At 56.0% G+C, this 23978-nt stretch carries 22 protein-coding genes; 9 read left to right on the top strand and 13 right to left on the bottom strand.

From position 1 onward, the window contains the following. Positions 1–52: 52 nt before the first annotated feature. The 10 genes from GOX73_RS17530 to GOX73_RS17575 form a co-directional block, all read right to left on the bottom strand. A complete protein-coding gene (locus GOX73_RS17530) occupies positions 53–310 on the bottom strand; it encodes a hypothetical protein (RefSeq protein ID WP_171125586.1) in 258 nt (85 codons plus the stop codon). A gap of 13 nt (positions 311–323) precedes the next feature. Further along, positions 324–1025: a NapC/NirT family cytochrome c gene (locus GOX73_RS17535; RefSeq protein ID WP_171126736.1), complete on the bottom strand. Its 702-nt coding sequence runs from the start codon at positions 1023–1025 to the stop codon at positions 324–326. Positions 1026–1054: 29 nt separating this feature from the next. Continuing rightward, complete coding sequence (locus GOX73_RS17540; RefSeq protein WP_171126737.1) at positions 1055–1483, bottom strand: nitrate reductase cytochrome c-type subunit; 429 nt, start codon at positions 1481–1483, stop codon at positions 1055–1057. A gap of 56 nt (positions 1484–1539) precedes the next feature. Continuing rightward, on the bottom strand, positions 1540–4032 hold the full coding sequence (napA, locus tag GOX73_RS17545; protein ID WP_171126738.1) for a nitrate reductase catalytic subunit NapA: 2493 nt from the start codon (positions 4030–4032) through the stop codon (positions 1540–1542). Between the two features lie 2 nt (positions 4033–4034). Then, on the bottom strand, positions 4035–4322 hold the full coding sequence (locus GOX73_RS17550) for a chaperone NapD (protein ID WP_171125594.1): 288 nt from the start codon (positions 4320–4322) through the stop codon (positions 4035–4037). After that, on the bottom strand, positions 4319–4747 hold the full coding sequence (locus GOX73_RS17555) for a ferredoxin-type protein NapF (RefSeq protein ID WP_371808660.1): 429 nt from the start codon (positions 4745–4747) through the stop codon (positions 4319–4321). The genes GOX73_RS17550 and GOX73_RS17555 overlap by 4 nt, the downstream gene beginning before the upstream one ends. Before the next feature lie 247 nt (positions 4748–4994). Next, positions 4995–5918: a hypothetical protein gene (locus GOX73_RS17560; RefSeq protein ID WP_171135040.1), complete on the bottom strand. Its 924-nt coding sequence runs from the start codon at positions 5916–5918 to the stop codon at positions 4995–4997. A gap of 8 nt (positions 5919–5926) precedes the next feature. After that, a complete protein-coding gene (locus GOX73_RS17565; protein ID WP_171126741.1) occupies positions 5927–6682 on the bottom strand; it encodes a class I SAM-dependent methyltransferase in 756 nt (251 codons plus the stop codon). Next, positions 6679–8208, bottom strand: a complete 1530-nt coding sequence (locus GOX73_RS17570) for a hypothetical protein (protein WP_171126742.1) — start codon at positions 8206–8208, stop codon at positions 6679–6681. The genes GOX73_RS17565 and GOX73_RS17570 overlap by 4 nt, the downstream gene beginning before the upstream one ends. After that, a complete protein-coding gene (locus tag GOX73_RS17575; protein WP_171126743.1) occupies positions 8205–9176 on the bottom strand; it encodes a glycosyltransferase family 2 protein in 972 nt (323 codons plus the stop codon). The genes GOX73_RS17570 and GOX73_RS17575 overlap by 4 nt, the downstream gene beginning before the upstream one ends. A gap of 686 nt (positions 9177–9862) precedes the next feature. Here GOX73_RS17575 and GOX73_RS17580 point away from each other — a divergent pair. Then, positions 9863–11260, top strand: a complete 1398-nt coding sequence (locus GOX73_RS17580) for a pyridoxal-dependent decarboxylase (protein WP_171126744.1) — start codon at positions 9863–9865, stop codon at positions 11258–11260. Positions 11261–11509: 249 nt separating this feature from the next. Here the strand turns inward: GOX73_RS17580 and GOX73_RS17585 are convergent, their stop codons facing one another. Then, the gene (locus GOX73_RS17585) at positions 11510–12478 is read right to left on the bottom strand and encodes a DUF3137 domain-containing protein (RefSeq protein WP_171126745.1); all 969 of its coding nucleotides are present in this window, start codon (positions 12476–12478) and stop codon (positions 11510–11512) included. Between the two features lie 339 nt (positions 12479–12817). Between GOX73_RS17585 and GOX73_RS17590 the strand changes: the two genes are divergently transcribed. The 8 genes from GOX73_RS17590 to GOX73_RS17625 all read left to right on the top strand — a co-directional run bounded on the left by GOX73_RS17590 (position 12818) and on the right by GOX73_RS17625 (position 22700). Further along, complete coding sequence (locus GOX73_RS17590) at positions 12818–14638, top strand: hypothetical protein (RefSeq protein WP_171126746.1); 1821 nt, start codon at positions 12818–12820, stop codon at positions 14636–14638. Positions 14639–14648: 10 nt separating this feature from the next. Continuing rightward, on the top strand, positions 14649–15782 hold the full coding sequence (locus tag GOX73_RS17595) for a hypothetical protein (protein WP_171126747.1): 1134 nt from the start codon (positions 14649–14651) through the stop codon (positions 15780–15782). Positions 15783–15784: 2 nt separating this feature from the next. Beyond that, positions 15785–16339, top strand: a complete 555-nt coding sequence (locus tag GOX73_RS17600) for a sigma-70 family RNA polymerase sigma factor (RefSeq protein ID WP_171126748.1) — start codon at positions 15785–15787, stop codon at positions 16337–16339. After that, a complete protein-coding gene (locus tag GOX73_RS17605) occupies positions 16336–16944 on the top strand; it encodes a hypothetical protein (RefSeq protein WP_171135041.1) in 609 nt (202 codons plus the stop codon). Before GOX73_RS17600 ends, GOX73_RS17605 begins: the two co-directional genes overlap by 4 nt. Before the next feature lie 2 nt (positions 16945–16946). Then, positions 16947–18362: a S8 family serine peptidase gene (locus GOX73_RS17610; protein WP_171126750.1), complete on the top strand. Its 1416-nt coding sequence runs from the start codon at positions 16947–16949 to the stop codon at positions 18360–18362. A gap of 184 nt (positions 18363–18546) precedes the next feature. Then, positions 18547–19566, top strand: a complete 1020-nt coding sequence (locus tag GOX73_RS17615) for a hypothetical protein (RefSeq protein WP_171126751.1) — start codon at positions 18547–18549, stop codon at positions 19564–19566. A gap of 171 nt (positions 19567–19737) precedes the next feature. Next, entirely contained in the window at positions 19738–21981 is a 2244-nt protein-coding gene (locus GOX73_RS17620) for an ATP-binding protein (protein ID WP_171135042.1), read from the top strand. Then, positions 21978–22700, top strand: a complete 723-nt coding sequence (locus GOX73_RS17625) for a response regulator (protein WP_171125623.1) — start codon at positions 21978–21980, stop codon at positions 22698–22700. The genes GOX73_RS17620 and GOX73_RS17625 overlap by 4 nt, the downstream gene beginning before the upstream one ends. Before the next feature lie 13 nt (positions 22701–22713). Here GOX73_RS17625 and GOX73_RS20825 read toward each other — a convergent pair whose 3' ends face one another. Both GOX73_RS20825 and GOX73_RS17635 read right to left on the bottom strand, forming a co-directional pair. Further along, on the bottom strand, positions 22714–23601 hold the full coding sequence (locus GOX73_RS20825; protein ID WP_371808661.1) for a transporter: 888 nt from the start codon (positions 23599–23601) through the stop codon (positions 22714–22716). A 56-nt stretch (positions 23602–23657) separates the two neighbouring features. Then, positions 23658–23975 carry an antibiotic biosynthesis monooxygenase gene (locus GOX73_RS17635; protein ID WP_171126753.1) on the bottom strand — a complete coding sequence of 106 codons (318 nt, stop codon included), beginning with the start codon at positions 23973–23975 and terminating at the stop codon, positions 23658–23660. Between the last annotated feature and the right edge of the window lie 3 nt (positions 23976–23978).

A 23978-nucleotide genomic window follows, 5' to 3' on the forward strand; every position in this document is an offset into this window, starting at 1 on the left:
CACATCTTTTGAAATACCTGTCTCAGAACCCGTCGGGCAGGTTTCGGCTGGGTCAAACTGTTGCGCCCTTGATGCGAATAGCAGTTCCTAACATGCCTGCGCATATCCCAATGATCACAGCGATGACCAGTTCGGTCATTTCCACATTGGCAAAGGACCAGTGTGCGAAAATCAATGTCTCGATCACGCCGACAATCCCACCCATCGCAGCGCCAAGCATCAGATTTCGGGTCATCATCCCCAAAGCAAGGCCAAGGATTCCAGGCAGGCCGATAATGTTGGCTCCGATGGTTCCAAGTAATTCAAGCATGTCTTGTCCCCTCTCACTCGGCCTGCGTGGTCAGGTACGACCGTATTTCAGCGCTACTGTCAGCCAGTTGACCCTGAACGGAATTCTGTGGTGTGCCGGCAAGTGTCTCTGTAACTTCTTGGTATCGTTCAAGGTATCCGGGTGGAAGGTTATGGGCGATACCCTGATGACAGTCGATACAGGTCATGTTGTTGTCGATCGCGCGCTGATGTTCGGATGCCGCGCGTGCCTCCTGAATCGTAAAGTCCATATAATCGAAGTTGTGACAATTGCGGCATTCGCGACTGTCCGAGGCCTTCATCTTTTTCCAGACAACCGATGCCATACTCAGGCGGTGTTCCTCGTATTTTTCGGTTGTGCTGATGGTGCCGACCATCTCGTGATACACGTCTTTGACGGCCATGATCTTAGCTTTGATCTTGTGGTTCCATTCATGAGGGACGTGGCAGTCCGAGCAAATTGCGCGGACACCAGAGTGGTTGTTGTAGTGTATCGTTTCCCGATACTCGCCCAAATTGGTTTCCATCGAATGGCACGAGGTGCAGAATTCCTCGGTGTTGGTCAGTTCCAAGGTCCAGTGGAATCCGCCCCAAAACAGGATTCCAGCAAGAAAGCCTGCCAGCAGCAAAAAACCAGAACTGAAGGCAACTGCCGGTGTCCAGATTGCGTTCCATACTCGGCCTATCCAACCGCGTTTTTCAGGGGAGTCTGCCATCTCGGTGCTCCTTTCAGATCAGCTTTGGATCAGTCGGTGGACGACGGTTGAAAGAGGTTGGTAACCAGAGGTTCCGTATCCGCTTGCGGGACGTGACACTGGTTGCAGAAATACCGGGTTCCGGCGATGTGATCCAACTCGGTCCCGTCGCGATCCAGGTAGTGCGTCATCGAAAGCGTCGGCGCATTCCGCTCACCGGCCTTTGTCCAGTCGTGGCAGGATAGGCACTGATTGGTTCGCAGATCAATCTGGTACTGCGTGATGGAATGCGGAATCAACGGCGGTTGCTGGCGGTAGTTTCGGACCATTCGGCCCTCTCGGCCTTCCCATTGAAGGCTCATGTTTACAACGCTGGGCGCATCTGGCGGGGTTCCGCGCAGGTCACGAAGTTCTTGCGCAATCGCAATACTGCCAAGCGCGATGAGAAGGGCTGCTGCGGTGGCGACTATCTTGTTCATCTTGCATGTTCCTTCTTTATTGGCTGGATGACCGCCTTGGGGCGGTCATCGCTGCTTCAGGCACGCTCGACTTTGCAGGCGCATTTTTTGAAATCTGTCTGCTTGGACAGTGGGCAGGTCGCGTCAAGCGTCAGCTTGTTCGTCAACTGGCCTTCATCGAACCAAGGCATGAAGATCAGCCCCTTGGGAACCTTGTTTCGCCCCTTGGTGGATACGCGACTTGTGACTTCACCGCGCCGCGTGGAAACTTTGATTTCCTGCCCATGTCGCAAATCGCGGGCTGCGGCGTCTTCGGGGTGCATGTAGATCACGGCCAGAGGGAAGGACCGGTGCAACTCAGGAACACGGCGTGTCATGGAGCCCGAATGCCAGTGTTCAAGGACACGACCCGTACAGAACCACAGATCGTATTCCTCATCCGGCATTTCCGGAGGTGCCTCATAGGGTGCGAAGATGATCTTGGCCTTCTTGTCGGGGAACCCGTAGAACTGAACTTCGGATCCGGCCTCGACATAGGGGTCGCTGCCTTCGCGATACCGCCACAGAGTTTCTTTTCCGTCCACGACCGGCCAGCGCAAGCCGCGCTCTTCGTGATAGCGTTCAAAGGGTGCCAAGTCATGGCCGTGTCCACGCCCAAACTCGGCGTATTCCTCAAACAGGCCCTTCTGAACATAGAACCCAAAATGGTTTGCATCGTCATTTGGGTGCCCTGGCTGAATTTCACTAAGCGGAAACTTGTCGACATTGCCGTTATTGTAGAGAACCTCGTACAGGGTTTTCCCGGCCATTTCGGGTGCCGTGGCGACAAAGTCCTCTCCCCATGCTTCTTCGACGGTGAACCGCTTGGAAAACTCCATAAGCTGCCACAGGTCGGACTTGGCGTCGCCGGGTGCGTGAACCTGTTGCCGCCACATTTGAGTGCGGCGCTCGGCATTGCCATAGCAGCCTTCCTTTTCAACCCACATGGCCGTCGGCAAGATCAGGTCGGCAGACATCGCCGTCACGGTCGGGTAGGGGTCGGACACAGTGATAAAGTTGTCGGGATTACGGTAACCCGGCCAACCCTCTTGGTTCATGTTCGGGGCTGCCTGCATGTTATTCGTGCACTGGACCCAATAGGCGTTCAACACTCCATCGTTCAGCATCCGGTTTTGCTGAACAGCGTGGAAGCCGACCTTTTCAGGAATTGTGCCCGCGGGCACTTTCCAGATTTTCTCGGCCTTCGCGCGGTGTTCTGGGTTGGTGACCACATAGTCGGCTGGCAATCTATGCGCAAAAGTTCCCACCTCACGCGCGGTACCGCAGGCGGACGGCTGGCCCGTCAGTGAAAATGGCGAGTTTCCGGGCTCGGAAATCTTTCCGGTCAGCAGGTGAACGTTATACATCAGCGAGTTCACCCACGAGCCCCGCGTATGCTGGTTGAAGCCCATCGTCCACAGGCTCATGACCTTGCGGTTTGGGTCGGCATACTGCTGCGCAAGGTGTTCAAGTTTCTCGGCCGGAACACCAGACAGCTCGGCCGTGTATTCCAGGGTGTAGGGTTTCACCGACTCTGCGTATTCGTCAAAACTGATCTCGGTCAGCTTGCCAGAGTTCGGATTGGCCGCCGCCTCTTGCAGTGGATTGTCGTCCCTCAGGCCAAAACCGATATCAGTGTCAGTTTTGGTGATATTGACATGCTTGGACAGGAATTCTTCGTTTACCGCGCCCGTTTGGATGATGTGGTTGGCGATATAGTTGAGGATGGCCAGATCCGTCTGCGGATTGAATACCATCCCGTTGTCGGCCAGTTCGAAAGAGCGGTGTTCGAACGTGGAAAGTACGTGAACCTCGCAGCCTTCTTTTGTCAGGCGCGTGTCGGTCAGACGCGACCATAGGATCGGGTGCATCTCGGCCATGTTCGATCCCCAAAGAACGAAGGTGTCTGCAGCTTCCAGGTCATCGTAACAACCCATCGGTTCGTCAATTCCGAAGGTTCGCATGAACCCAACAACAGCCGACGCCATGCAATGTCGCGCGTTGGGATCAATGTTATTTGACCGGAACCCCGCCTTCATCAGTTTGGATGCGGCATACCCTTCCCACACGGTCCATTGACCCGAGCCGAACATTCCAACGCCCTCGGGGCCTTTGTTCTTTAGAGTCTCTTTCCACTTTTCGGCCATTATGTCGAAAGCGTCATCCCATGAGATTGGCTCGAATTCTCCGTCCTTGGCGTATTTACCATCTCTCATACGCAGCATCGGCTGGGTCAGGCGATCTTCGCCGTACATGATCTTGGACAGGAAATAGCCTTTGACGCAATTGAGGCCGCGGTTCACCTCGGCTTTCGGATCACCCTGCGTGGCGACAACACGGCCATTCTTGGTGCCAACAAGGACGGTGCATCCGGTCCCGCAAAACCGGCAGGGCGCCTTGTCCCAGCTTATGTCTGGAATGCCAATCTGCGCATTGGCCTGACCTCCGGCCAGGGGAATACCAGCGGCAGAAGCGGTTGCAGCGGCAGCAGATGCCTTAAGGAATGTTCGGCGAGATTCTGATGTAGTCATAGCTATGGCCTCCGACTGGTGGTTTGGCTTGGGGCATCAGGACGCGAAACGTTGTCCGCAATATCCTCAAAATGATGATAGGTAAGAGTGACCGAGAGCACCCCCGGGATCTGATGCAGGTCCATGATGATCTCGGATGCTAGGCGCGCGGGCGTGTCTTCGACAACGACGACGAACCGGCCTTCGGCTGTTTGCGCATGCACTTCAACGCCCGGTATCTCATTCATCACCAGCGCCGCAGCATCGGCCTGAGCCGGGGAAACATGGGTAAGGCAGCCACAAATATTCATTGAATCGGCTCCATCTGAACTTGGGTGCGCCGTTCCAGCATAATCGCATCGACAGGGCACAGCGCCACGCAGGACCCGCATCCGTTGCAGGCATCGGAATCCAGTGCGGGTTCGGCACGCCCGCCTGTCTGTAGTTTGAACCGAAGCGCATTCTGGTCGCAATTGTCTTGACAGATACGACAGCTTACACCGTTCATGGACAGGCAGCTTGAAGCCCGCACCGCAGCCCGCCAGGGCCAGTCGGCCAAGCGTTCGATATCCAAAGCATCGGTCGGGCAGGCGCGCGCGCACTCACCACAGAACGTGCAGGGGTTATCGTTTGGTTTGAAAACAGGGTAGCCGCCGGGTTCCATTGAAATCAGGTCTTCCGGGCAGGCTAACACGCATTCTGCGCACTTTGTGCAGGCATCGGCGAAACCGCTCACACAAGCACCCGGAGGTCGGACGATGTTTCCGTCCTCCCTGAGAATTTTGGCACTCAGAAACCCACGTCGGCTGGTCACTCGATCCATACTGGTTGACCTGGCTAGAGACGATTCCCTAATGCCAGTATTCCGCTTATTGTCTCAAATTGCAGCAATTTTTCACCCAAATCGCATTTCAACTACAAAAAGAGGGTCTGCGCGTTGGATTTCAGTGGATGAGCAACGACGTAAGACTTGGCAGCAGGGCTTATGCTGGCGCGCCGTTGCGCAGAACGGCTGCACACATCGCAAAGCAGACCAAATCGCCAGAGACTGTGACAAGCCGGAAAACGGCGACAGCTACGATCAGCCCGCCTGCGGGCATTACATTCGAAAGAAACAGTAGCAGTACTGCCTCGCGCGGGCCTAAACCAGCAGGTGCACCGGGTGTCACGTACCCAACCAGCCATGCACAGATGCCCGCGACAATTGCGACAAGGAATGGGCCCTGACCCACTATCCAGACGATTGCTCCAAAAATTGCGCCGAGCCCCAGCATGAACAGCGCGCAAATCGGCACCACAATGCAAAAAGTGCGGGTCAGTTCCTTGCTATTCCCCGCCATTCGCGAGGTGATGAACAAACCTGCAATCAACAAGGGAGCAGAAATGAGTGTGAGAAACCGCACCGTGTCTTCCGACCAGCCAATTGTTTGCGCGATTTGATCGACCCCCGGAGTGACGAGTGCAGCAATCAAAAGTGCCAAAACAGCGCCTGCTGGCATCGCAATTAATTCTAACAGCGTCGCCAGCCCCAATTGTTTCGCGCTTAACGGGCCGTCGCGCAGGACCATAGCGCGCCCGATCAGATGGGCCACATTACCCGGCAAATAGCGTGCAATCTGCGCCAACCCGAAAGAGCGCCACGTTCGCCGCCGGGGTTCCGCGCCGTAGACGCCAACCAGTTGGTGCCAGGTTTCGGCAGGCAGGGATAGCGTCAAAATGTAGACAAGCGTCAGGCCGAATAGTTGGACAAGTTCCGTTGAACTTGGGCGCCAATGCGAAACCTCTGTCCAATTGCGCTGAACTTCGAGCGCGATATAACCCAGTGACAAGACAAGCAACACGACCCCAGCCACACGAATTGCGCGCCTGAACCATAAGCCTGCGCGCAAGGGCGTGTTCTCTTCCATCGGCAGGCTCAGGTATGAGCCGTCAATATTGACGTCTCGTCTGAATAGGGCAGCGACGGGGTAAGCCCGGGGTAGCGATTGACGGAAAGCCCGGACTGACTGATAGCCTCGCGATATCGGACACGCTTTGAGTTGTCGAAGACAATCATTCCACCCGGTGACAGCCGGTTTGCAGCGTGGCGCAAGCAAGCTTGGCGTGCGCGACCGTCGATAATTATCAAGTCGTATGAGCCATTCGCCTTGTCAATTTCCGATGCATAGGATGTAAAGTTCAGGCCGCGCATGTATTGTTTCTGAGACAGATAGATAGGGTCCAAAAGTGCGACGTCTTTTGCGTTCGAAGCAGGTGCTAAACGCAGGTCGACCGGGCAGATATTGGTCTGACCCTGGACCCGTTCCAAGACGCGTGCGTACCAATCCGCATCATGCTCAACGCTCGTTACAGAAGCCGAGCGTCGCGCCGCCCAGATCGTGCTGGCCCCCGCGCCGTATTCAAATACACGGGCTGGTCTTGATTTCAGGAACGCTTCGACGACTTCAATCGCATCATAGGTCCACCAGGGAACGTCCAGGGCGATCAGCCCGTCTATGTCATGGATTGCCATAAGGCTTGACGCCCAATGATACCCCCTGCCGCGATGATGCCGGCGCGAGAGCCAGTCTGCGACGCTTGTTTTGTTCAGGCCCCAAGCGATGCCTCGCATCGTTGCGACGTAGCCGGATTTTGCTGCCCTCGAAAGGGTGGCGCGTGGATCGTTTGTCATACGGCGTCCTCAAGCGAAGAATGCGACCTGCAGGTTTTCGTACCTTGTTCGACGGTAAGACCAATCTGGGCCGCGCGCTTCAGGCAGGCGTCTTCGGACCACTTTTCAAAGTATTCTCCCGGCCTTTCCCTGAGCGGAGAAGCATATTTATACACCGACGCTGTCGTTGTTGCAGTTCCGACAATAAAAGCCGTCGTACCTAATCCAACGATCCAGGCTTTTGCAGCTATGCCCGGTTCGCGTCGCATACAGAACACGGCACCCATCAGCGCCAGTGTTGCGATAACTGGCCAAAGATCCAAGCGGTATCGGAAGGTGATCGTGCCGTAGGCCAGTGTCACAATAGCCGACAGCGCAACCGCAGCTACAAGCCCTGCCATTTGTGTGTCGCGCCAAGCCGCGCGGATACCGAACAGCGCCAGAAGGCACCAAAGCGGCCATAGCATAACCAATCCTGTTCTTGGGCCGCCAACTCTGATATGTCCTAGAATCGGCTCCGTTACCGCCCGGTAAAGACCGAGAATCGAGTCGGACAGGCCGGTCAGGAAAGATGCTGAAGGGACGTCGAACAAGTAAAACGCTGCATTGGGAACAACGCGTAATGGGTTCAGACGACCATGCTCTTCGAAGGCTGCCGCGCGGATCGAGTCCTTGGTTTCTATTCCCCAAAAGACGTTGCCATATACAACGCGCGAGCCTTCATAGCTGCCATGGGTGATCAACGCATCCCCAAACCGCAAAGCATTTAGCCCGAGATATCCGAACCCGCCTGCGGCCAAAATCCCCATGGCGATGATCGCGGGGATGAGAAAGGCTGAACGGTCGCGCCACAAACCGTGTCCAATTGCCAAAACGACACCGGCATAAAGCCCGATTGCCACATTTGGCCGCGCGTGCACGGCGACCATCGCGCAAACGGCAAGCAAAACGACTGCCACTGACATTGGTGTCACGCCGCGCGCCGCGCGTGTCCAAACGGCAGCAAACAGCCCAGACATCGCAAACGCCACTGCAATCGGTTCGTGATAAAACGAAAGGTTGATGACCAAGGCGGGGCCTGGCCCGGCGACCCACAAGGCGGCACAAAGCGCCAGCACCAAAACGCGGCGATCCGCAGAAACTCCTGCTGTCCGGGCCAAGGTCACAAGAACATGCTGCCAGCCCAGCGTTCCGACCACGGCCCAAAACCAGATCGAAAAGCCGTTCATGGGGAAGGTCTCGAACGGCCAAGCCCAGCCAAAGGCAAAGCGTGTCAGAAGCGGCGCAACGCCATGATAGAGATAGCCCGTTCCGTCTGCGGTATAGTGACCTTCGTAGCGAAGCACGCGGGCGGGCAGGTCAAACCGACCATCCAAAATCGCCGCATAATAAGCGTCATATATCTGCCAGCCAAAAGGTTTGAGGTCGAACAAGGTCCACGAACAGATCACAAGAAAACCGAAATAGACGGACCCCAAAATTGAAATCAGCCATAGAATACGTTTGCCCCCGGCAAACGGGGCGTTTGCCGCGCCCATATCCGTCACGTCGATCCATTCCCACGATTATTTGTGTCGATACGCAGTTCCAGTTCCCGCATTCGGCTCAAGACTTGTTCCGTAAGGCGCCGGTTTGTTGCAATCGCGTCGCTGAGAAGCGCGATGATCATGGTGATATAGCCGGCCAGAATAAAAACGCCGCCCAGAATCAAGGACTGTACGCGGCCCTCTCCGTCACCGGTGAAATAGTAGAACAGAAACCGCAGAACCGGGATTGTTCCGATGATCAACATCACCAGGCCGATTGTCAAAAAGGCGCTGAGAGGTCGATACATCGTATAGCTGCGAAGGATTGTTGTCGCCTGCTTTCGCAGAAATCCACCCATCGACGTGAACAAGCGCGAGGGGCGCTCGACGGGATTCACGTTGACGGGAACAGACGCTATTTTCAGGTTTGTCTGCCCTGCGTGGATCAGGGTTTCGGTGGTATAGCTGAACTTGGTCATGACGTTGATCGTCAGGGCAGCTTCACGGGTGTATGCGCGAAATCCAGATACTGCGTCAGTGACGTCAATCCCGGCAAGCCGCCGCACGACCGACGTTCCGAACCGCTGCAACAGGCGCTTCAATGTGGAAAATTCAGCGTTCTCGCCGGGTTTGCGGTCGCCGACAACAATGTCCGCTTCCTTGCGCAATATCGGCGCCACGAGATCGGGAATGGACAAACCGGAATACTGGTTATCTCCGTCGGTGTTGACGATGATATCCGCCCCAGCCTGCAGCGCGTGATCAATTCCAACCTGAAAGCTTCGGGCAAGGCCCTTGTTGCCCCGGTTTCGCAGCACATATGTTGCCCCGTTTTCGCGCGCAATCTCTGATGTTCCGTCAGTGGACCCGTCGTCGATTACCTGAACTTCAATGCTGTCTACGCCGGGAATTTCCTTTGGGATGTCGGCAAGGACCGCGGGCAGGGTCTCTGCCTCGTTGTAGCAGGGAATTTGAACTATGAGTTTCAAACCGATTTACCTTCACACTAGTCACAAAAAAACCCGCAGAAACAGGGTCAACCGATGGAGGAGCAAGTGGTGTAAACTTCTCCATTGATTCTTAAATACGCGCCACAATCAGTAGCAGATGTCAGTCAATGCGTTAAACAAAACCGTTGTTTTGCTCATGCTGGTCGAATGACACAGGGTTGCCATTCAGCCTTTCACCTGCCCTTTCCTTCACCTGAATGGTCCGACAGTTTATTAGAACATTAGAGGCAGGCGGAGGTGCTCTGGTCTACCACTGATGTGTTAAACGCCTTCAGAACACGGACCTGTTTCCTTGCTTTGCATAAGAAACAGCCACTTTGACCTGCTTGAAATCAACCAAATGCACGCGCTGTTTATTTGGGCCAGGTGGCAACTGTGCCAGAACAGCTTCGGAAAGTGCACTGGCTCGGTCTCGGGTTCTTCCCAATTAAGCCAAGAAATGCGCCGGCGAATGCGCGATGAACGATACGGCGCTTTTGTTGGTGCCCGTGGGTTGGGCAGCTGCAAGGGCGCAATTGATATCTAAACGCCCCATTTTGGCAGTTCCGGAACGGGTCAGGCCAATATAGGCTTATAGGTCTAGGCCGAAGTCTTTCAGCTACAAATACAACGACTGCCGCAGAGGTCATGTCCAGTTGATCAGCGGGCGACACAAGGGCGAATTGATGAACTGGGATGAATTTTCGCATTGGGGGCAGCACATTTCGAAATGGGCTGCCGATTATCACCAAACCCTGTCGGATCGCCCAGTCCGGGCGCAAACAAACCCGGGGGATATTGCCGTCCAGATTGACGCGTCGCCGCCAGACTCGGGGCAGGCGATGGAAACCATCATGGCCGATTTTGAACGGATCGTCATGCCGGGAATGACCCATTGGCAGCACCCGCGTTTCTTTGCCTATTTCCCAGCCAACGCCGCGCCGCCCTCGATGTTGGCCGAGATGTTGGTGACCACAATCGCTGCTCAATGCATGCTGTGGCAAACCTCGCCCGCCGCGACCGAAGTTGAAACCGTGATGGTCGATTGGCTGCGCCAGGCACTTGGTCTGCCTGATGGCATGACAGGGGTCATTCAGGACAGTGCGTCTTCGGCCACTTTGTCGGCGGTGTTGACCATGCGAGAGCGCGCCACCGGGTTTACCGGCAACCGTGAAGGGTTGAATACGAAAGGAGCGCTGCGGATATACTGCTCGGATCAGGTGCATTCGTCCATTGACCGGGCCTGCTGGGTTGCCGGGATCGGGCAAGACAATCTGGTCAAATTGCCGACGCTGGGGTCAACTTACGCGATTGATCCCAACGCGCTTGAGGCGGCGATCCAAAGCGACTTAGTCGCCGGGCACGTTCTGGCCGGGATCATCGCGATCACCGGGGGTACGGGTGTAGGGGCCTGCGATGATCTGATGGCCGTTGCGGATATCGCGCAGAAGCATGACCTATACACCCATCTTGACGCTGCCTGGGCCGGGTCCGCCATGATCTGCCCCGAGTTCCGTCAGGCGTTGTGGGCCGGAGCGGATCGCTATGACAGTGTTGTCTTTAACCCACATAAGTGGCTTGGCGCCCAGTTCGATTGCGCGATCCAGTTTCTGAGGGACGCTACACCGCAGCTCAACACTTTGAAAATCGAACCCGAATACCTGAAGACCACAGGGGCCGAGGTCACGAACTATTCCGAATGGACCATTCCGCTGGGTCGCAGGTTCAGGGCGTTGAAAATCTGGTTCCTGCTGCGCTCTTACGGTTTGGATGGCCTGCGCGAGCGAATTCGCAACCATGTTGTTTGGGCAAATGAGCTTGCCAAAATAATCGGTGCAATGGACGGTTTCGAGATCACGACGGGACCCATCCTGAGCCTGTTTTCGTTCCGCTGCCCGGGTGACGACGTGATGCAACAACGTCTGGTGGATGCGCTGAATGACGATGGTCGGATTTATCTGACGCAGGGCATGTTCGACGGCCGCAAAATCATCCGCTTTCAGGTGGGGCAATTCGATACGACGCGGAATGCTGTGTTGATGGCTGCTGATGTGATCAGCGAGGTTTGGGAGGCTTTGAATTGAAGCTTGCGACCTTGACCGCGGGCGGTCACACCTATTTTAGTGCGGTCACTGGAAAATCACACGCTGGATTATCAAGGCGAGATGGCGAGTGTGATAGGTCAGGGTGGGCGCAGAGCTTCGCAATGCGGACAGGGCGTTGAGCCCGGCCAAATGCCCTCCGGGAAGTAAATTCCATGCTGATTTCAGTCCATTCGGCTCAGTCGATATTGCGTTTGCCTGAAGGCACAGGCGAAGCTAACGCCACACCCCTCAGGCGTGCAGGGCGTCAATGATCTGCCTTGGCGTCATCAGATCGCGTAAAGCGCGGTGGATGCTGTCATTAGCTTCGCTCAGGGGGGCGCCGGCGACATCAAACCCCAAAAAGCTATGCGGCAAGCTGAGTGCCAGATAGAACCGCCTGCCAGAAAAGGCCGCAGCGCAGTAATCCTTCCCCCCCTGAAACCGTCCTGCAATGTCCGTCAAGGTGTAAGCGAATTGAGGTTTAAGATACTGACCAAGTTGGGCCGGGTCGTCAGTGTAGACCTCAAAAACCTGTTCGGCATCTTCCAGACCCAAATCCCAGCGATGGGTTGGCAAGGTATTACGGGACGCCCAGGAATAAAGCTTATTCAGGGTCTCGCCAAAATCCTTGACGAACACAGTGCGTGGCATGTCGACCGGGCAGTCGATCTCAAGCACGATTCCGGCGAACAGGGTTCTGTATTTCCGGTCGTCATTGTGATCGCGATAGCTTTCAGAGCAGCTCATCTTCAGCAGCTTGTAGTTTGTATCCCGCCATGTTCCGGTGATGGCGGTATCCTCGCGTATGCGCTCGGCCTTGGGTAAAATCTGCAGGGCAACAAGACGGCCTACTGGCATAAAGTCTGCGGGAACTTGCGCGTGCAAGTCCATGTTACCCAGAAACTTGCACAAGATCGGACGCACGAAACCCGAAACGTCCTTGCTGATGCGGCTTCCGCGTTCGAGATAGATAATCAACGCTGCACCGCCACCAAACCCCAGTGGAAAAATACCAAGGAGCGGGTGGACGTAATACGATGCCAAAGCAGCCAGAACGACCGAGACAGCGCCAATAAGTTTTACCCAGACCATGCTTCGCGAGATCGCGGCTTGGCGCTCTTCCTCTTTGCCGCGCAAAAAGGGGGCAATTTGCCATTCATACACTTCTGCAAACCCCGCTTCGAACGGGGCGCTTTCAACAAACTCGTATTCAGCCATCACCATGCCTTTTGCAGTCTGGGTACGTGCAGACTTTACTTTGGGCAGAGCCTTCGGAATATCCCTGCGGGTGTATCAATTGTATCCTGTCAGACACGTTGCGCGGGCACCAAAGCCTTGTGTGGCTTAGCGCGTGACCCAAGCTGATACACAACAGCAACAATTGAGACATTACAGTGGCTTGTCTCGTTACTGCTCTCTCCTGATCCTTAGCAAAACAATATTTTAGGCAGTTTCGCCGCATAGGGCGTTGCACTGCGACAAGACGACGAGGGCGCAGTTTTGCGGCAGCAATTCAAACAGAAAGTCCGGTGTTTTTTGTGCATCGGTGGATTGGCCATGGCGACCACCCCCGCAGCCGCGCAGGATCTGATTGAAGATCTTGGGACGCTGGAAGCCGGGCAAACGCTTTACCTGCCACTCGACATTTCCAGCCTGACCGGAGAGGTGGCAATCGAAGTTGACGGCATCGACATGACCGATGTCGCGGCGGTCGAGAATGGACAGCTTGTTCTAAACATTGTAACCCCTTTGGCGGGTGAGTTCCACGATGTGACCGTCTATCTGCTTGAGGGTGACGGCTTTGTGCCGATCGCCAGTTACAGCTTCCTGACCACGGCCCGCAGCCGGTTGACGGTTTCCGTTGACGCCAGTCACGAGGCCAGCATCCAATCTCTCAACAGCGACGAAGCTGCAAACGCCTCAAGCAGCGGTTCATTTGGCGTGGAAAATGAAGAAGGTAGTTTTCGCGGACAAGTCAGTTATCTGGGCTCGACGCGCCCCGTCGAGCGGGTCACCGAAAACCCGGTAGATATTGCCGAGTATCTGTTCGAGTTCAATCGCACGCTGGGTGCCACAAACTTAACTGGGCGATTGGGCCATCAGATGCTGGACTATGATCGCGCGCTGGTAGGTGATGTATCCCGGCGTGGTCTATCGGTCGACATGGGCCTGTTAGATCAGCGCGTGGAACTGGGGGCCTTCGCGTCGCAAAGTGCCGACGCATTGGGGGCCGCCAACTTCACAGGGCTGGCGGACGAAGACAGCCGCATGCAGGGGGCAAGATTCGCGTTCCAACCTTTTGCCACGCAGGACTTCAGAGTGTCCGTGCAAACCTATACCGGCGATGGTGATCCCTATGGCGGCAGCGCGACAGGTTCCGGTCAAGGCTCGTCGCTTTCGCTGGACGGGACATTGTTGGGCGGGCGATTGTATTATGGGTCAGTTTGGTCACAGACCGATTGGGACGAAGATGACGGCGGCCCATTGCCTGAAACCAGCGCAAACGCGGTTCTGTCCCACTTAAGCTACGACGTTTTGAACACGGACGCGGGTGACCGGGCTTTAACCGTGGGTCTGGGCTATGAAAAAGTGGATCAGGACTACTTTTCGCTCGCCAATCCCGGTGTTGCAGTCGGGGCCGAAACCTGGCGACTAACGATGGACTACAGCGCCAACCGGTTCGCCCTCAATATCTTTGCCGATACCCAGAAAACCAATGTCGGGGGGCCATCCGGCTGGCCCGAAGATCGGATTTCGCAGGTCCTGACCGACCTCCGCTATGACTTGCAGGGCGAGGGGTTCTGGCAGGGTACAGCCCTGCGTTTTGGGGGTGGCTATATCGAACAGGATCGGCTGACGACCCCCAACGCGGCACCCCCGCCCGAGGATTATACCTCAACAACTTTGTATGTGGGGTTCGACAAGCTGGGGGATGTCGGCAATTGGTCACTGGATTATGTCCGCATCCGTGAAGATGATCAGGGGGTGTTGGATATCGACACCGACAGCCACAGTTTGAATGCAGCTTTTGACTATGGCGTCAACGATCGGGCGAATGTGAATGGCACCGCGGGATACACGCGTGTGGATGGCGATTTTGATACATGGGAGCGGTACGAAGCCACTTTGGGCCTCAGCTATGCGCTGCGGCCGGATGATCTGATTTTTCGGCTCGATACCGGCATAACGCGCACTGATGAACCCTTCGCGCTGGACGGAGAGTATTATGCAACCGAACTGGCGTGGCGGTTCCACCCAACAGCCGAACTGGTTCTGAGCGCAAGCCGAGCCGACGGGCCCTATGCCAGCGAAAGTGGCGGGGACGAGGATACTCTGGTCGGCCTAACCCTTCGCGCAACAACGAATTTTTTTAGGTAGGAGGCGGAGTATGCGATTTCTGCCAACACTCATACTCAGCTTTTTCTTGTCCCTTGTGTGCGGCTTGGCTCATGCAGCGGGGCCGGTTTCCGTCAATCCTCCGACGGCACGCGTCAATGGGTCGGGTGAATCCGCAATAACCTTGAACTGGCGCGTCGGGGTCATCTCGCGAGCAGCAAGAGCCGTTACGGTCACTTCGCCCGGCGCGCAACTCAGCACCGGCGGTACTATTGGCGGCCCGCTGCGCCGAACGGTGCGGCATCCGGGCGGTGGTCTGATCTTTGTAACACTGCCCGAACGGCTTGTTGTTGACCGGACAACAGCGGCACGGATTGCGCAGGCGGGCAACGCCGTTCTGACCCGCAGCTTCACGGACTTCAACGGAACCTCAGCGCCCGCAACCTTGCGCCTGCAAGCGACCAGTGGCGGTCCACTGGCCGTGCGTTTTGCTGATCTTGCCTTTGACGACGACAGTCTTTTCCGTGTGGTTCCCAGCGGCTCGCAATTGGCAGCCCGGCTTGAGTGGACTACGAACGGACGCGGCATCCTTGACGGCGCGTGGGAGGTTGCCGGTCCGTCGGACGTCGCGGGCGATTTCCGTGTCGTCGGAAGAGTTCGTCAGGTTCTGGCAGGCGCGCGGCGCGCCACATTCGAGAGCCCGCCGCTGCCGGTAGATCGGCCCGGAATCTACAGGGTGCGGTTCGTACCCTCGCCCGGACAGCGAGGCAGCTTTACGCTATCCGTTCCCGATCTGCGCTATACGGTCACCGCCGTGCCCATTGAGCCGCAAACGCCGGATCCAGCCTCCAAGCCAATGCTAAATCTTTCGGCGCCCCAACCGGGCGCGGGGCTTAGTGCAGCGACTGTGTTCAGTTGGCAACCGGTTCCCAACGCAAGCCTCTATCGTCTGGAATTTCTGGATTCGGGTGCTGGCGGACTTGCGCCAAAACAGATCGCCGCTTTGGATACCAGTGAACGGTCAACGCGGTTGAAGGATTTCACGCTCGATCGCTTGCGTCAGGTCAGGGTTTTGCGCTGGCGAGTTGCTGCGTTTGACTCTGCAGGGAACCTGTTGGCTGTGTCTTCGGTACGTGGCCTGAACACTACGCCAAGCCAGCAACCTGTTTTGCAGCTTAGGCAATAGCCATGAATAACGCGCAACTGAACGCCTTGCTGCAGGCCGTCGCGGGCGGGGATAAGACCGCTTTGGCCGGGTTGTACCGGGCGCTGGAAAAGCCGGTTTACAGATTTATTGCTTCAAAAATGAACGATCCATTCGAAGCGGGCGACATACTTCACGAGGTCTTCATGGAAGTCTGGCGCTCGGCCGGTAAATTCGAGGGTCGGTCTGCTGTCAAGACCTGGGTATTTGGAATTGCCTACAGGAAGACAATGGATCACTTCAGAAAACATAAACGTATCTCGCCCAGCGATGACCTGCCCGAGCAGGTCGATGAAGGGCCTGATGCCGTGACCTGCCTTGCCGCCGCGCAAGAGGCCGAACATCTTCGGTTCTGTCTTGAGGGGCTTAAGGCCGATCACCGCAGCGCCATTGAGCTCGCGTTCTACGAAGACATGAGTTACGGCGAGATTTCGCGCGTGGTTGACGCCCCTGAAAACACGATTAAGACGCGAATTTTTCACGCAAAGAAGCTTTTGTTGCGCTGCCTGTCAGGTCGAATGAAGGAGGCAGCGACATGACCGGTCCAAATAGGGATGACGATGAAATCCAGAGCCTGCTGGTGTTTCTTGCAAATGATACGTTGGAAGGTGATGAACGCCGCGCAATTGAACGCGCAGTGGCCGCAAATCCCGAATTGCAGGCGGAACTGGCTGCGTTGAAAGCGGCGCGGATTCAAATGCAAGCGACCGAAGTCGGGACCTCTCCGGGTGAGTTTGGGTTGGCAAGGCTAATGCGGGATGTAGATGCAAATCGTACCGTGACGCAGCCAAAAGCAACAAAACCCGGCCTTTGGAAAATCGCGGCCATTGCAGCAATGGCTTTGCTGGCCGTTCAGGTGACGTTGCCATATTTGAACACTGGACCAGATGTCGAGCTGGCCGATGGTGGCGCTGAATCTCTGGACGCTGGGCCAACCCTGACAGTGGTATTTGCCGCGACAGCCACCGAACAAGAAATCCGCGCCCTTTTGCTGGAACTGGAATTGACCATCGTGTCCGGGCCATCGGCTTTGGGTCTGTACTCGCTGGCCGCGAAAGACGAAGACGCCGCCGCCCGTGCGTTGGAACGTCTAAACGCCGCAACGGGGATTGTGGAAAGCGTCGAAGTCGAGGGAGGGGATTGATCATGCGTATTTTCATGCTCCTTCTATTGCTTGCTTTTCCGATTGCAGCGCAGGCCGACGACTTTCGGATCATCGCCACGGGATGCGTAAAGCCCAGAGATTCCATCCGAATTGAAGCCCGCGATTTTGGTGCAAGACCCAGTGACATTCTCGCGACCAGCCGGGGCCAGACACTGAAAATGCAGGTGCTGCGCTGGTTACCCAGCCAAGTCACGATCGCGGTGCCGTCGCGCGGGCTTCGGGCAGGTGAAACTTATCGCCTCGTCTGGGCTATCCGTGGAACAACCGGACGAGACCTTGGGTCCATCACGCTTTGCGCGCAACGCCAGCGCAATACAGAACGCGCAGCGCGTGACATGGTGCCTGCGCCGGATGGGTCACCGGAATACACGGTTCTGGTCCCAGCCCGGCAAGAGCAAGCGGCAAGGGATGTGTTGCAAGAACGCGGGGCGCAGCTTTTGCGCCGGCGAAATCTACCCCAGATGGGCCGGGTCATACTGTTTTATGCTTTCCCCCAAGGGCTGACACTTGCAGACGCGCGCGCTGCTTTGACGATCCCTTCGCCAGATGCTGACGTTGACCGCCATCATATTTACGGGTTCGCGGCCCCGCCACGTCTCTATGCTGCCGCGATGGTAGGAGATCCTCCTGAGCAATCCTGCGCTCTTCGGCGCGCCGTGCGGGTCGGAGTAATCGACGGCCCTGTTCAGGCGGGACACCCGGCGCTTGCCGGCGTGCGCATCCAGCGTCAGTCTGTGCTGTCGCTGGGGCTCAGGCCCACGGGAACCGACCATGCTACGGCAGTCGTTGGGTTAATCGCCGGGAATGGCTCAGGCGGGATTGTCGGCCTGGCACCGGGTTCAGAGATTTTTGCGGCCGAAGCGTTTGGTCGCGACAAAGGCCGTGAAGGTGCACGGTTGGAAGATATTGCCACGGGTCTGGACTGGCTACGCGCGCGCAATGTTCAGTTGGTCAATATGTCGATGTCCGGCGCGCCTAACGCGGTGTTTGCTGAATTGCTTGCCAGAGCCCGCGCGCGTGGCATGGTCGTGGTTGCAGCCGCCGGAAATGACAGCAGCAACGCGCCGCGTTTGCCAGCGGCATCCCCCGATACCATTGCCGTGACAGCAGTGGACGCGGCCCGCCGGATTTATGGCAAGGCAAACAAGGGCCCTCATATCGAGTTTTCCGCGCCGGGGGTCGACTTATGGGTCATTACAGCGATAGGCGGCGGTTATCGGTCTGGGACATCTTACGCCGCTCCGCTTGTGACTGCTTTGCTGGCCCGACACGCATCCCGCGGCGGGCTGTCTCTGGACAAAGCGCGACGCATCTTGCGCCAGACAGCCGTTGATCTTGGTTCATCAGGCCGAGATACGCGTTTTGGTTATGGCCTTGTGCAATCCGGCGGGTGCTGACCGCACAAGGCTCTGACAAAGTCGATACATTCCAAACATCTGCCGGACATCTGCCAGATACGTCCGAACCTTAATCTCACGCCGCAGGCGCAATTCGAACAGGCCCTCAAAAAAATTTGAACCTTTCTCGGGTGCCAAACGACAGACAGTCACAAGCAAACAGAAAGCTGAAGGAATTAAGATTATGAAGACCGTAACCAGTATCAAAACCGTAGCTCTGATCTCTGGCATTTTTGCCGCCTTGCCGCATGTGGCCTCGGCCGACAGTGGTGTGGCGACTGTTACCAACACAAACCCGACCTCGCTGAAAGTTCTCAGCAACGGTCAGAATTATACCAAATTGGATTTGAACGGAAAATTCGTAGTAGGTGCCAATCTCAAATATGACACCGGCACCGCAGGGCGGATCAAAAAATGGACCATGGAGCCTGAAATCACCCATGGTTTCGGTATCGCGGCCAAGGTTCAGGGCACGTCGTTTTACAAGAAGACTGTCTCGTATTCGGTCGGCAATCGTCCGAAATCCATCGACTATAACTGGCCTTTCGCCCTTAGCGTCGGCACGATCGAATCCGCGGCTGTCAGCATGTGCGAAATGAAAGCAACTGTCCTGCGCAACCAGGGTAAATCGGACAAGCAAATCTTTGGCTCAAACCACGAGGTGAGCTTTAAGGTTTCGCTGAAAACCACGGTCGAAGCGTCAGGTGCCGGGTCCAATAACCAAATCTGGGAATATTCTGCACCGAAGACGGTCAAGATCGTATGCAGCAAATTCTCTGGGCCGCGCGTGCCTTTGGCCGGGGGTGGCGTCAAAGGCTATACCCAGCCGGTTTCCGTAAAGAAGGCTACGATGAAACTGACTGAAATTGCTCCGCCCAACGGGGCCTGCAAAATCAAGACCACGACCGCTATTTCCACCAATACGGCCAACGCACAGATCAAGTATCGGTTCGTGCATAACACTGGCAAGAAAAGCAACGTTTTTACCGCCAAGACAGCAGCCAACAAGATCGCCGTGGTGCAGCACACTTGGGATATTCCCAACGGCAACGGTCCGGAAAACGGTTGGGTGAAAATCGAAGGTGTCTCGCCCAAGTTCCAGTCGAACGGTGCCAAGTATTCTATGAATTGCAAAAGCCCGGGTAATGGCGGCTTCAAGGTCCAGTCGGGCGGAAGCAAGCCCAAGACACTTCGACTGAACTGATTTATCTTAACGAGTGATCGGCCCCCTCTGAACGAGGGGGCCTTTTTTGTGTGCGTCCGCCAAAGCATGCATTTGGCGCAGATACAATTGATACAAACGGATTTATGTGGTGACGTCAGACAGACACGTCCTGCGGTCACATAGAAAGTTCACTATTTGAAGAGAAACCAGATGCATTCACGCGCCACCAAGTCCCAGCCCCAAAAATCTGACGCAACCGTCAGTTTTTTCCGTTTCGACAGGGCTGGTTTGTGCGTGGAATGGAACGGTGTCATCCCGGCTGGGCTGCCTGCACCTGAAGGTTTGTCAGAACGCGCTTTTCTTGATGAGATTTTGTCCAACGCATTGAAGTTGACCGCCGAAGAAACGGTCTGTTCTGCGAGAACGGCCGCGAGCCTGTTGCTTGGTGGAAACGCCAGCGTCACGATGGAACTGCAAGGCAATCAAGTGGTGGTCGTTTCCAGCTTTGAGTGCGGCAATGACCGCGGGTATGTGCTTGCGCCGCTGGGAGGTAGGGAAGACGCCGCTGCGCGACAGGTTGACACGGACACTGCACGCGACTTGCTGCACAGCGCAATTCACCCGTTGAGGGATGGCATCAGCCTGTGGGATCGGGATGGCTGCCTGATCGTCTGCAATCCCGCATTCTCGAGTTTTGTTGGTCTTGCCGAGCGAGACGCGCAACCGGGCATTCGGTTCGAGGATTTTGCGCGTGCTGTTGCGGCAAGGGGACATTTTGCACCCCATTCGGACAGCAAGGACGCCCTGATCCGGTTGAGCGCGCAAACGGCTGCAGAAACCAGGCTGGACACGCGCGATGGTTGTCCAGTCACCTTCTCTGGCAGGAAAAGCGATGCGGGCGAATTGTTGCTGACCCTCTCGGACCAGAGCGGACGGGATCAGATCGAGCAGGCGCAGCGCGAAGCCGACCTGCTGGTGCGCACGATTGTTGATGCCTCGCCCACGCCTTTTCTGGTCTCGCGTGTGGATGACGGCAGAATCCTCTATTGCCCTCCGGCCTCGCGGGAACGATTTGGTCAGTTGGATACCACGCTGGGGTTCTTTCTGAACCCCGAGGATCGACAGGCCTATCTGGATGCGCTGTTACCCACAGGGCAGTTGGACAATTACCCCGTCCGCTTCCTTAAGCAGGATGGCAGCGTCATGCAGGGGCTGACATCGGCCCGGGTGATCGACTTCAAGGGTGAGAACGTCATCGTATCATCAACGCGGGACATGACCGATTACCTGCAGATGCAGGACGAACTGGAAAAGCAGCGCGAAATTGCCCATCAGAACGAGAAATTGTCAGCGTTGGGATCGTTGCTTGCGGGTGTGGCGCACGAGTTGAACAACCCTCTGTCCATCGTCGTCGGCTATGCGCTGATGTTGCAGGACAAGGTTGATGATCCTGTTCTGAAGCGCCGGGTGGAACGTATTGGTCAAGCCGCTGAACGCTGCACAAGGATCGTGCGGGCGTTCTTGGCCATGGCCCGCCAACGTCCGATGGAAATTGTGCAATGCGATGTCGGAACTCTTGTCGAAGCTGCGCTCGAGATTTCGGGGTACGGTTTGAAGAGTTCGGGCGCAGATGTGCGGGTCGAGCTGGACCCAAATGCGCCATGTGTTGATGCAGACCCCGATCAGATTGTTCAGGTTTTGACCAATCTTGTGGTCAACGCGGAACATGCTGTCGCGAGCTTGGGCGAACAGGGCCGCGTCACACTGCGCAGCGGGACGGAACCGAAGTCCGGTCATGTTTTCATCGAAGTCGACGACAACGGACATGGAATTGACCCCGCCATCCAGTCCCGGATTTTCGAGCCGTTCTTCACGACCAAGGTGGCGGGCGAAGGGACGGGGGTTGGACTGGCCTTTTGCCATCGCATCGTGACCAGTCATGGCGGCAGGTTGACCGTTGAAACAGCACCTGGTGAGGGTGCAAAATTTCGCATTTGCCTGAAACCAGCATCACCTGATCAGGCCGCTCCGAACGCGGAAGAAGCGCCAACCTCGAACACCTCGAGGCTGAAGGTGCTCAGCATCGACGACGAGCAAGATGTAACCGAGTTGATTTCCGATATTCTCGAGGACGCTGGATACGAAGTGACAACTTGCAACGATTCCCGGGACGCGTTGAACCTGCTGGAGCGGGACGAATACGATGTCATACTCAGCGACATGACAATGCCGGGTCTGGATGGAACGGAATTGTTGAAGTTGATTGCACAGCAAAAGCCCGAGTGCTTGAACCGCTTTGGTTTCGTGACAGGTAACGCAATGAGCCGTAAGACGATAGAGTTTCTAAAATCCAACAATTGCAGATACATGGAAAAGCCAATTGCGCCTCAGGACCTGTTAAGACTGGTCGACCAGATTTTCAGTTCGCATGAGGCAGGCGGGCCCCGGTCATGAGTAATGGAAACATCATCATCTGCGATGACGAACCGCATCTTCGGGAAATGGTCGCGGAATACCTAGCCGAACGCGGCTTTGACGTCCGTGAGGCCGAGAATGCAGACGCGCTGTTTGACTGTATCAGCGACGGCACTGCACCGGATCTGATTGTTTTGGACATCAACATGCCAGGCCAGAATGGTTTAGCTGCATTGCAACGACTGCGGCAGGAAACAGAAGTTCCGGTCATCATGTTGACCGCTGCGGCTGACGTCATCGACCGGGTCGTTGGGCTTGAGATGGGTGCGGATGACTATCTTGGTAAACCCGTTGACTTGCGCGAGTTGGAGGCGCGGATCAAAGCGGCCATTCGGCGCTGGCCCGCAGCAGGGCGTGGTGGCGAACCGGCCCCTCCTGCCAACCAATCCTGTCTTGCGGCCAAAGTGCCATTCGGAAGCTGCTGCCTGGATCTGGACGCGGCGCGTCTCTTCGACACCGAGGGGCAGGAAATTCCGGTGACTGCGATGGAATTCAACTTGCTTCGGGTTTTTGCCGAGAACCGGGGCCGTGTTCTGAACCGGGACCAGCTTTTGGAGCGGGCTCACGACCGCGGTTGGGAACCTTTCGACCGCTCAATCGACCTGCGCATATCCCGCCTGCGCCGAAAGATTGAAAGGAACCCCTCCAAACCCGAGGTTATTCGTACTGTCCGAGGTATCGGTTATATTTTCGGCTGACCGTGTCAGACTACTATCGCGGGAACAGCAAGGTCAGGATCAGACGTGCGCCCCAACCTTCAGGCCCTGCATCCGTGCTATCTGCCCAATAACGAACACCGCCACCGACGCTTATGAGTTGATCACCAACTTTGGTTACTTTCGTTGCAACCGCGTTAAGCGGAACCGACCATTGCTCAGCTTCCCAGTCATAGGTGGACTCGCTGTTAAGCGTGAATGTCCATGCATTTGGTGTCGTGTAAGACAGGAAGGGCTGTAAGAACGTCTGGTTGACGTCAGTGTCGCCGCTGATGTCCCAGATGTGATTGGTCAACCCTCCGTATGTCCATGGGCCCTGTTGCTTGAGGGCTACTGCCGTTAGGCCTGCGCCCCATTCCCCAAGACCCAATGTGTCATCCGTGGATGTTGGCAGCAAAAATACCGGGCCAGCCCCCCATATCCATCCCCCAGCAGTTGGTCGTTTTGGGGAAATAAAGAAACTTTGGACCGTATCACCCAATCCAAATTCGCTTCCTGCGCCAGTTGGGATGCCATCGGTGGAGACAACCGGCAAGATCGTTCGAGAGATCAAATTCAAATCTTCAGTCAAATCAAAGGGAATGACGGGTTGAAAATTCAGGGTCCAGCGGGACCCGTCATCATCTGGCCCGATGTTCTCATCATAATTCATTTGGAACGGAACACTGATTAGTGCCGCGACAGGGTTCGCCAACTGCTTGGCCAGATCTTCAGCTTCTGACTGCGCCTGCGCAGCGCCTGTTCCAATGAATGCCGAAATTAATGCCAATCCAATAAATTTCAGGAATTGCAAATGTTTCATCCTTCTTAAAATACAAAGACTTCGAGCGAGTGTTGGAAACTGCCAACTATTGCGTATTTGGCATACAATAGCTTCAGCCACACGGGTCTCAAAACGAAACCTATGAAAATTAGGCAAGATCTTGCGACCAACGTGTTTCAGTAATCACGGTGCTCAATTTCCTCATAATGCGCGCTGGTCAAATCCCAGCGGCTGAGGACCTTTTGCGCCTCAACCGGAACATAGCAACGCTCATAATCCTCGCCCTGAAAATCAATGACGTTTTGCAGGCTGTCGAAGGTCATGATGGTAATAAATTCGACCTCTTGCCCAAGATCCCGGCGCAAAAGCTCGATTTTGCGATAGCCCGGGATGTTCTTGGCCTCGATGCCGGGAAACACCGTGTCGTGCAGCAGGGCCTGATAAGTATCAGCATTTTCGTGCGTCGTGTAACCGTGCCAAATGCGTTTGATCATCCT

Source organism: Ruegeria sp. HKCCD7221 (genome assembly GCF_013031225.1).
Taxonomy (GTDB): domain Bacteria; phylum Pseudomonadota; class Alphaproteobacteria; order Rhodobacterales; family Rhodobacteraceae; genus Ruegeria.